10 protein-coding genes are annotated in these 8,067 nt (G+C 61.3%); 6 read left to right on the top strand and 4 right to left on the bottom strand.

Annotated features, from left to right (window positions below):
• The first annotated feature begins 298 nt into the window (after window positions 1-298).
• From ACH2DW_RS10560 to ACH2DW_RS10540, 5 genes are read left to right on the top strand one after another with little or no spacing between them, the layout of a single operon-like run.
• Window positions 299-1,075 (top strand): TVP38/TMEM64 family protein, encoded by a 777-nt coding sequence (locus tag ACH2DW_RS10560; RefSeq protein ID WP_394929709.1) that lies wholly within the window; start codon window positions 299-301, stop codon window positions 1,073-1,075.
• Entirely contained in the window at window positions 1,072-2,493 is a 1,422-nt protein-coding gene (locus ACH2DW_RS10555) for a dihydrolipoyl dehydrogenase family protein (protein ID WP_394929708.1), read from the top strand. The genes ACH2DW_RS10560 and ACH2DW_RS10555 overlap by 4 nt, the downstream gene beginning before the upstream one ends.
• The gene (locus ACH2DW_RS10550) at window positions 2,490-2,690 is read left to right on the top strand and encodes a hypothetical protein (protein ID WP_394929707.1); all 201 of its coding nucleotides are present in this window, start codon (window positions 2,490-2,492) and stop codon (window positions 2,688-2,690) included. The genes ACH2DW_RS10555 and ACH2DW_RS10550 overlap by 4 nt, the downstream gene beginning before the upstream one ends.
• Window positions 2,663-3,499, top strand: a complete 837-nt coding sequence (locus tag ACH2DW_RS10545) for a Cof-type HAD-IIB family hydrolase (RefSeq protein WP_394929706.1) — start codon at window positions 2,663-2,665, stop codon at window positions 3,497-3,499. Before ACH2DW_RS10550 ends, ACH2DW_RS10545 begins: the two co-directional genes overlap by 28 nt.
• Window positions 3,500-3,527: 28 nt before the next feature.
• The gene (locus tag ACH2DW_RS10540) at window positions 3,528-4,520 is read left to right on the top strand and encodes a Gfo/Idh/MocA family protein (protein ID WP_394929705.1); all 993 of its coding nucleotides are present in this window, start codon (window positions 3,528-3,530) and stop codon (window positions 4,518-4,520) included.
• Here the strand turns inward: ACH2DW_RS10540 and ACH2DW_RS10535 are convergent.
• The 3 genes from ACH2DW_RS10535 to ACH2DW_RS10525 form a co-directional block, all read right to left on the bottom strand.
• A complete protein-coding gene (locus ACH2DW_RS10535) occupies window positions 4,517-4,855 on the bottom strand; it encodes a hypothetical protein (protein ID WP_394929704.1) in 339 nt (112 codons plus the stop codon). The genes ACH2DW_RS10540 and ACH2DW_RS10535 overlap by 4 nt on opposite strands.
• Before the next feature lie 144 nt (window positions 4,856-4,999).
• Window positions 5,000-5,188, bottom strand: a complete 189-nt coding sequence (locus ACH2DW_RS10530) for a molybdopterin-dependent oxidoreductase (protein WP_394929703.1) — start codon at window positions 5,186-5,188, stop codon at window positions 5,000-5,002.
• Window positions 5,189-5,521: 333 nt separating this feature from the next.
• The gene (locus tag ACH2DW_RS10525) at window positions 5,522-5,623 is read right to left on the bottom strand and encodes a pentapeptide repeat-containing protein (RefSeq protein WP_394929702.1); all 102 of its coding nucleotides are present in this window, start codon (window positions 5,621-5,623) and stop codon (window positions 5,522-5,524) included.
• Window positions 5,624-6,106: 483 nt separating this feature from the next.
• Here ACH2DW_RS10525 and ACH2DW_RS10520 point away from each other — a divergent pair, with 483 nt between their 5' ends.
• A complete protein-coding gene (locus ACH2DW_RS10520; protein WP_394929701.1) occupies window positions 6,107-6,382 on the top strand; it encodes a DUF3303 domain-containing protein in 276 nt (91 codons plus the stop codon).
• Window positions 6,383-6,911: 529 nt separating this feature from the next.
• Here the strand turns inward: ACH2DW_RS10520 and ACH2DW_RS10515 are convergent.
• Window positions 6,912-7,493, bottom strand: a complete 582-nt coding sequence (locus tag ACH2DW_RS10515; RefSeq protein WP_394929700.1) for an SRPBCC family protein — start codon at window positions 7,491-7,493, stop codon at window positions 6,912-6,914.
• Between the last annotated feature and the right edge of the window lie 574 nt (window positions 7,494-8,067).

Here is an 8,067-nt window from a genome sequence, read left to right as displayed (position 1 = left end):
CACCGGCACCGAAACATTGGCTGCCCGCCCGTCGTGGTCGACGCAGGTGCTGAGGTCGAACTGAACGATCAGGTCTCCGTTGGCCAGTTCGCGGTGAATGGGCTCGTTGGACATGATGCCGCTCACGACGGCAAGATTGATCTGCATGTGGTGCTCCCACGGGAATCGAGTCATTCGGCGGGGAGAGTCGGTGAGCTGCACCATATTGAGGCGCGCTCACATAGTTGGTTGCGAACCAAACACGAAACAGCCGTCATCGCGGAATGTCGAGCGGCAATGATCCTGTTGGGACATTCTGATGAACGCAATGCCGCATGCCGAGACTCATGCCGACGGGTCGGTGGCCCGTTGGCAAGTCTGGACGCGGCGGGGCATGGTGATGGCGATCTGGGTCGCCGCGATCATGGCCTGGTGGCAGTACCAGACGTCGAGCGGGCTCTCAACCACAGGTGCTGCGCAGGCGTTTATCGACACCGTTGAATTCGCCTGGTGGGGCGTTGTCGCATACGTCGCGGTCTACCTTGCCCGCCCGCTCGTGTTGTTCCCGGCATCGGTCCTCACCATCGTCGGCGGCGTGCTCTTCGGCCCAGTCGCGGGCGTTGTCATCGTGATCGTCGCGTCCAATGGCTCAGCAACTCTTGCCTACCTTGTGGGCCGATTACTTGGTCACGCCCCAGGCGGCCAGGTGGGCGAACGGGGCGATCAAGCGGCATCCTCGCTGGTCTCGCGTTGGTCGAACACGATGCGCGACAACAGTTTCGAGACCGTGCTCGTGATGCGCTTTCTGTTTCTTCCCTACGACCTCGTCAACTACGCCGCCGGCGCACTGCGCATCCGGTACGTGCCGTTCATCATGGCCACAGCAATCGGCTCGCTGCCCGGCACGATCTCGTTCGTGCTCCTCGGCGCCTCGCTGGAACGCGTCGATCAGGGACTCGGCGGCATCGACCCCATCGCGCTAGTCCTGAGCGTTGTGATCTTCGTGAGCAGCCTCGTGATCGCACGCGCGGCCAAACGACGGCAAGCTATGCCCAGCGCGACGCACCGTCTCTCCACAGAACCGAGCACCACATGATTGGCCACGACCCCCTGACCACCTACAAGGCCGCCGTGATTGGCGCTGGCTCGGGTGGCTTGACCATGGCGACCGGTTTGTCGAACTTCGGCCACGACATCGTGCTGATCGAAGGCGACAAGATCGGCGGCGACTGCACGAACGTTGGGTGTATTCCGTCCAAGGCGTTGCTGCACGCCGCTGAAGCAGGCGTGGATGATCCACTCGCCTGGGTTCGGGCGCGGCGCGATGGGCTTGCAGCTGACGAAGACGTCGAGATGGAAACGCACGACCACATTCATCTCGTGCGCGGCTGGGCACGCCTCACCAAGTCAGAGAACGGCGCGCACGTCGTCTGTGTGAGCGGACCCGATGGGGACGTTGAGGTCCACGCCGAGAACGTGATCGTGAGCACCGGTTCGAAACCGATCGAAATTCCGGTCGAGGGTCTCGGGCCCGAGCGCGTCCTCACCAACGAGAATATTTTCGAGATGGAGACCGTCCCCGACACCATCGTGTTGGTCGGCGGGGGCGTGATCTCCCTCGAGATGGCTACGGCCTTTCTCGACCTCGGGAGCGAGGTTCACATCGTCGAGCTTGCAGAACGGTTGATCGGCACGGAGGACCCTCTGGTGTCGTCCACCATCGAGGCAGCGCTGCGCGTTCGGGGAGCACACACGCATACGTCGGCATCGATCGAACGCTTCGACGAGGCACTGCAGACGGCCCACCTCACCAACGGCGACGAGATTGTCGGCGTTGACAAGGTGCTGATCGGCATCGGTCGTCATCCAAAGCTCGCCGGGCTGGGCCTCGAAGATGCCGGCGTCGACCTCGCACGGAACGGCATTATCGCCGACGACTGGGGCCGGACGTCCGTCGACGGCGTGTACGCCGTCGGTGACGTCACCGGAAATACCGCAACGACGCACGGGGCGAACTCGATCGCGCGTCGCACGATTCGAGCCATTGCGCTGCCGCTGCCCAAGATCGGGAACGCCCGAGCGCTGCCTAGCGCTGTGTACTGCCGGCCGCAGATCGCGTCGGTCGGCCTGACCGTGACCGAACTCGATGCGCTGCCTGAGACGGGGCGGATTCGCCTGGTCAAGCACTTGAAGGACATCGATCGCGGGCTGACCGACGATGTTGAGCACGGCTTTGTTGCCGTCGACGCCGAACGTTTCACTGGAAAGATCCTGCGCGCCGCGATCGTCGCTCCCGATGCAGCCGAGATGATCGGCATGTTCACGATCATGATCGACAACGGCATCGGGCTCCGCAAGCTGTTCGGCACCGTGCACCCGTACCCTGCCTACTCACAGGCAATCGGGTTCATCGCCGATGAGTTCGCCACCGCGACGTTCCGGAGCCTCCCGCGCGAATGGTGGGCAATGATGCGCGGTCGAGTCGCCAAACGTCGCAAGCGTGGCACCAGTTGAGGGCGGTACCCGCTTCGACCGTCGGTGACCTGTGGTCCCCGCAGACCGATGCAGGCGTTGTCGCTCAGGTCATCGTCACGCTGGTGGTGTTTGGTCTGCTGGTGTGGCTCGTTCGGCGTGAGAAGGCGCTGGTCCAGCTCGTCGTCGGCCTCGGTATCGTCGTGCTCGCATGGTACGGCTTCCGGACGATTCATTGACCCGGAGACGACCCGTCCGGCTGATCGCTAGCGACCTGGATGGCACGCTGTTCGGACCTGAGCACGCGCTCACGCCGCGCACCATTGCGGCAGTACAAGCTGCAGTTGGCGCCGGTATTCATGTCATCGCCGCAACCGGTCGATCGACCACGTCCGCGGTGCCACGACTTGCCCCCGTCGAAGTGATCGACACTGCAGTCTGCTCGAACGGGTCACTGATCCACGACCTTCCGACTGGCCACACCACTGATCGATTTCCGATCGATCCGGCAATGGTCGAGCGACTGCTCGCGTGCGTGTCGGCCATCGACGACCGGTTTGCGTTCTGCTGGGAAACGGACCATGGCAATGGGTGGGACGATGCGTTTGACGACATCGCATTCGTGCACGAAGACCTCGGCGAAGAGCGTGGCCTTGCACGCCGCCCGATCATGTCGGACCGCACCACGAAAATCATGGTCCGCCATCCGGAGATCGAACAGGAGGAACTGCGCGAGTTTCTCGTGCCGCGGATGGTTGACCCGTTGACCGTCTCGACCAGCGGAGTGCAGTTCGTCGAGATCACCGGCGTCGGCATCAACAAGGCAACTGCGGTGGCAGAGCTGTGCAGCCGTTGGGGAATCGATCGGCGCGATGTGGTGGCACTCGGCGACAACCACAACGACGCGGCGCTGCTCGAGTGGGCAGGCCTCGGCATCGCCATGGGCAACGGTTCATCGTTGGCCCGCTCTGCAGCTGACCTCGTGATCGGCACGAATGTCGATGACGCCGTCGCCCAATGGATCGAAGCCCTTCTCAGCAGTTCCTGAACCGCTCGCGAATGCAAGTATCAGCGCCATGTCCGATACTTCGACCACTCCCCTGCGCTGGGGAATCGCATCAACCGGCGGTATCGCCGAGCAGATGACCCGAGCACTTCGCACGTTGCCACATGCCGAGGTTGTTGCGGTCGGCTCGCGATCCCAAGAGTCAGCTGATCGGTTCGCGTCCGAGTTCGACATCGAACGCGCCCATCCGTCGCACACCGATCTCTGCGCTGACCCGAACGTCGACATCATCTATGTCGCGTCGCCGCACAGCGAACACCACGATATGACGATGGCCGCGCTCAACGCCGGCAAACACGTCGTGTGCGAGAAGGCCTTTGCGCTCAACGCGGCCGAGGCCGGGGAAATGATCGACTCGGCGCGTCGAAACAATCGGTTCCTGATGGAGGCAATGTGGACATGGTTCATTCCTGCCGTCGTCGACATTCGCCGACGAGTCAACGCCGGCGAGATCGGCGAGATCGTCAGCGTCGATGCAGACTTTTGTTTGGACATCTCTGATCCCGACGGTCGCCACCGCCAAGCCGATCTTGCCGGCGGCGCGCTGCTCGACCTGGGCATCTACCCGCTGACCTTTCCGTGTTTCGTCCTCGGCGAGTACCCAGATGAGGTCAAGGCGATCGGCCGGCTCACCGCCGGCGGAGTCGATGCGACTGTGGCGGGAGTTGCGGCGTTTCCGAGCGGAGCGTTGAGTACGTTCCAGACGTCGCTCGACGCGGTCAGTGGGCTCGGTGCCCGAATCGTCGGAACCACGGGCCGGATCGATGTGGACCCACCTTTCTGGTTCACCTCTTCGTTCACGGTGCACTCCCTCGGGGCTGATCCACAACACGTCGAGATGCCCAGCGAGGGCCTGGCCCACGAGGCAGCGCATGCGATGGAGCGCATTCGCGATGGCCACATTCACAGCAATGTGGTCACGTGGGATGCGACGCTGCGGACCATGCAGCTGCTTGACGAGGTACGCCAGCAGGTCGGCGTGGTTTACCCCTCGGAGCGCTAAAGCGAGCGACGCGAGGATGCAAACCCATAGGCCGCAGCGCCGATCCAGATGACGGCGAGCAGGATCACGATGGAGTTCGTGTAGTTGCGCGGCAAGATCGTGTCGTTGTTGAGACGATCTCCGTAGCGGCGTCCAACCGGCCACCGCATAGCGACGATGATCGCCGTGGTCCAGCCCGCCCAGCGAACCCAGAAGGGAATCGCTCGGCCGATGATCTTCGATATGAGCAAGCCGGCAACGACAGACAACGATTGCCACACGATGTCGTGGGCGATGATGCCGATCGTGACCAAGCGAACGATGTTGAACCATTCGGCCTCGTCGTCGGAAAGCATCAGGGGCGCGCCGTACCCGATGATCACCCATCCGAGGAGGGTGCCAACCCAGAACAGGGCGCCGTACTTGCTGCCCGGGTCACCGGCTTGGTCGCTGTGTTGGTCACCGGGTTGTGTCGTTCATCGAACAATCACCTTGACGAGCTACTTGGTTTGATTGACACCGAGCCGTGCTGGGGCAATCAGCCGGATCGGAAAGCCGTGGTCGAGATGCAACGGTTCGCCGTTGACCTGCATCGCAAGCAGGGTCTGGGCCCGCTGGGAAAGATCCTTCGACACTGTCGACGTTCCATACCGTCGACCAAGAGCGGACTCTTCCTGCAGCGACACCACGTCTAAGAGGCAAGAGATTTAGTGCCACCCCCTGAGTGCTTTCAGTGCGACCCTGAAAGTTCCCAAAGAATCTCGAATTTTAAGTGCGGTGGCGGCTCGGACCGGCACAGTCCGCCACGTGATCAGTCATTTGGGACAACCTCTCAATCGACCAAATCTGGGACAACCGAAACCCGAATCATGTGCCTTTTATTTACTAAACCCCAGCTCAGGCGCCCTTGACGGGGACGTTGCTGTTTTTTCGATGAATTTTCAGACGGAGGGGCAGTGATGGCTAATCAGAACATAAGCGTGGAGCTAGTTCCACCGTACAAACGGTGTGATGACGACCAGTCACGTCTTTGCGCCGGACAGCTGAGCGACTGTCAGGTTCGCGTACTGCAGTTTCGCGTCGGGCAGGTTCGCCTTGTCCAAGTCCGCGCCGGTCAGGTCCACTCGTTCCAGAATCGGATCGCGCAGGTTGACCTGGCCAGGTCGACGCTGTTCAGGTCCGTATCGAGCTCACACGTCCAGGCCTGCCACTCAAAGTCGAAATTGCGCCCTGCGACATTTCCGAGCGGGTGTGTCGTCGGCGCGATCGTCGTCTCCGGTTCAATCGTCGTCGAGACGGAGTCGCTACCACTCGCACACCCAGTCAACATCAACGCCGTGAAGTGCCAGCGGGCGTCGAACCCGAGGCGTGGAGCATCCAGTTCTCAGGCTGAGCGATCTTCCTGTGGCACGTCGTAGCTTGGGAGCGCCAAGCCAGCGCGGACAGACAGAAACTGGCAGTCGGGCTCGGCCTGGCCACGGCGAGCCATCAGATTCCTACCTCGGACGCCTTAACCCGGACTTAACAATCTGGCAACAAAACTGCTCGGAACGACTCGTTAGTCTGAACATGCGGCCGACTTGAGCCGCCTTTAAAAGGAGAGCAATATGCTATTCAAATTTGCCTGGACCCATTCGCCGGAAGCCAGAGACAACACCATCAAACAGTTTATGGCTACTGGTGGCATGCCACCGGAGGGCGCAACGCTTGTGTCGCGGTATCACAATGTTGACGGAACTGGCGGCTTTGCGATTCTCGAATCCACAGACGCGGGCGCCCTGGGAGACTATGCGCTTGACTGGAACGGAATGATTGAGATCGTCATAACGCCCCTAATGGATGATGAAACCATCACTAACGTTCTGGGCGCAAAATTTTCTTGATGTGAACATGCGTGCGGTCTAGTCGTGTCGCGCTGTCATCAGAAAATTGTGTGGGATTTGCTCGGCAAAAGCCTCCAGACTGAGAACACGACTCCGATCGGATCGTCGGGGAACAGGCGGTGGCAAAGGCTCCATGCTTCTGTGTGCGCATGCGCTCCAGCCTCGGCGAAAAACGAAGCACGCCTTGATCACCGTTGAAGGAGCGCATTTATCAAGGCGTGCTCGTTTGTGTACGGGTCGGCAGCTACATCGCCGCCACTAGGTCAATGGCTAGTTACCCGTTGGCGAGGTTCGCGACGCCATCAGGTACGCCGACCGCAGCATTGAGTCGAACACTGACCTTCAGGCGGTGATGTCCTCGGCCCAGCGGTAGCTGTCGCTGCGCTCGACCTTAAACCCACGCACTTCGTGACGCCGACATGAATCGGACGGCGGCCCCTGCGTTTTCGTCGCTGACGGAGCCAACGAGGCCCCGCCAGTTCCGTAGTGGTGCCGGGCCTGATCGATCAGAGACCGTGGTAACTCGTGATCACCGCTGCGAGAACCACTGGTGAGTTCCAAATTGGTTTGCCCTCACTGGCTCGCCTTGCGTCACGAACCATTCCACGCCCTTCGTTACCGAACGCAAGTAACGGCGCATCATTGGACCGAGGACCAAAAGTCGAAGAAGATACTGCAGCCCACGGATGCGAGTAAGCGATCGTGGCCACACGCTGATTGCCAAGTTGCAGGCCCCAGGTGGTCGAGGGGAAATCCGCCAACTGACATGGGAGGTCGGTTCGCCCGGCGCGCCGATGTCGAGGTCGTAGCCGACACCGTCGACCCAATGAGTGAAAGTCCTCTCATACACCCAGCCGCTTCGGTAGTGAATTTCGTCGCGCGACGCAGCCCCCGGCCACTCCGTCACAGGGTTGTGCTCACAAAATGGATGCACATGCTCAAGGTGCCCTGGCGTCGCGATCACGGCCCAGACCACTTCAGCCGGAGCGGAAATCTCGCGAGTCACTCGAATTGGTCTTTCTCGCCGCGCGTAGTCTCCCACCACTCCATCATTGCCGATGGTGGATCCGGCTGAGGTGACGGAAACCTGCCAGACCGGGCCAACCAGCATCCACTTCGTCGAGTTGTGCGTAACGGCGCCACCGGTGGGAACTGCATCAACACGCAGGGTTGACGTGTGCGTGACACGTTCTGAGCCCAGATAGCACAGAAGCCGCTGCCCTTTCGGACGGCGACCTCTGCGTTTTGGTAGACCCAGTTTATCCGAGGCTGGCACACAGGCTCACAGAAAAGCTCTGTGGTAGATGCCCTGGTAGATGTTTGTGCAGTGCTCGGGGACTTCTTTCGTATCTTTCGTAACCCCGTAGCCCGAGCCTGCAGGCACCCAGGCCGGTGGTGGCACCCCCCCCCTCAGTAGGCACTCCAACAAGTGTTTGGTATCGGGGGCGGTTGGCATGCGGGGCTTTCGGGCTCGAACCTCATGCCTACCTCTCGACCAACCTCGAGCCGTTTTCGGCCAGCCTCAGGCCAACCGACGGGCGCCCCCCGGGCGTTCGTCCCTGCCTGACGCCAGATTCAGTTACCAACCGCCCGACCCAGCCGTCGACCATCGTCGGCGAACCTGTCGATCCCGTCAATCCTGTCGAGCCCGTCAATCTGGGATGCCTTGAACATCAGGCCTCCGG

Source organism: uncultured Ilumatobacter sp. (genome assembly GCF_963980585.1).
Lineage (GTDB): Bacteria > Actinomycetota > Acidimicrobiia > Acidimicrobiales > Ilumatobacteraceae > Ilumatobacter_A.
Note: the sequence above shows the minus strand (reverse complement) of the source record. Positions and strands in the feature narration are given on the sequence as shown.

Coding starts and splice junctions, on each gene's coding strand:
- ACH2DW_RS10515 (WP_394929700.1), bottom strand. CDS start 7,493: ATGCTGGTTGGCCCGGTCTGGCAGGTTTCCGTCACCTCAGCCGGATCC.
- ACH2DW_RS10545 (WP_394929706.1), top strand. CDS start 2,663: ATGGTACGGCTTCCGGACGATTCATTGACCCGGAGACGACCCGTCCGG.
- ACH2DW_RS10540 (WP_394929705.1), top strand. CDS start 3,528: ATGTCCGATACTTCGACCACTCCCCTGCGCTGGGGAATCGCATCAACC.
- ACH2DW_RS10560 (WP_394929709.1), top strand. CDS start 299: ATGAACGCAATGCCGCATGCCGAGACTCATGCCGACGGGTCGGTGGCC.
- ACH2DW_RS10520 (WP_394929701.1), top strand. CDS start 6,107: ATGCTATTCAAATTTGCCTGGACCCATTCGCCGGAAGCCAGAGACAAC.
- ACH2DW_RS10555 (WP_394929708.1), top strand. CDS start 1,072: ATGATTGGCCACGACCCCCTGACCACCTACAAGGCCGCCGTGATTGGC.
- ACH2DW_RS10535 (WP_394929704.1), bottom strand. CDS start 4,855: ATGCTTTCCGACGACGAGGCCGAATGGTTCAACATCGTTCGCTTGGTC.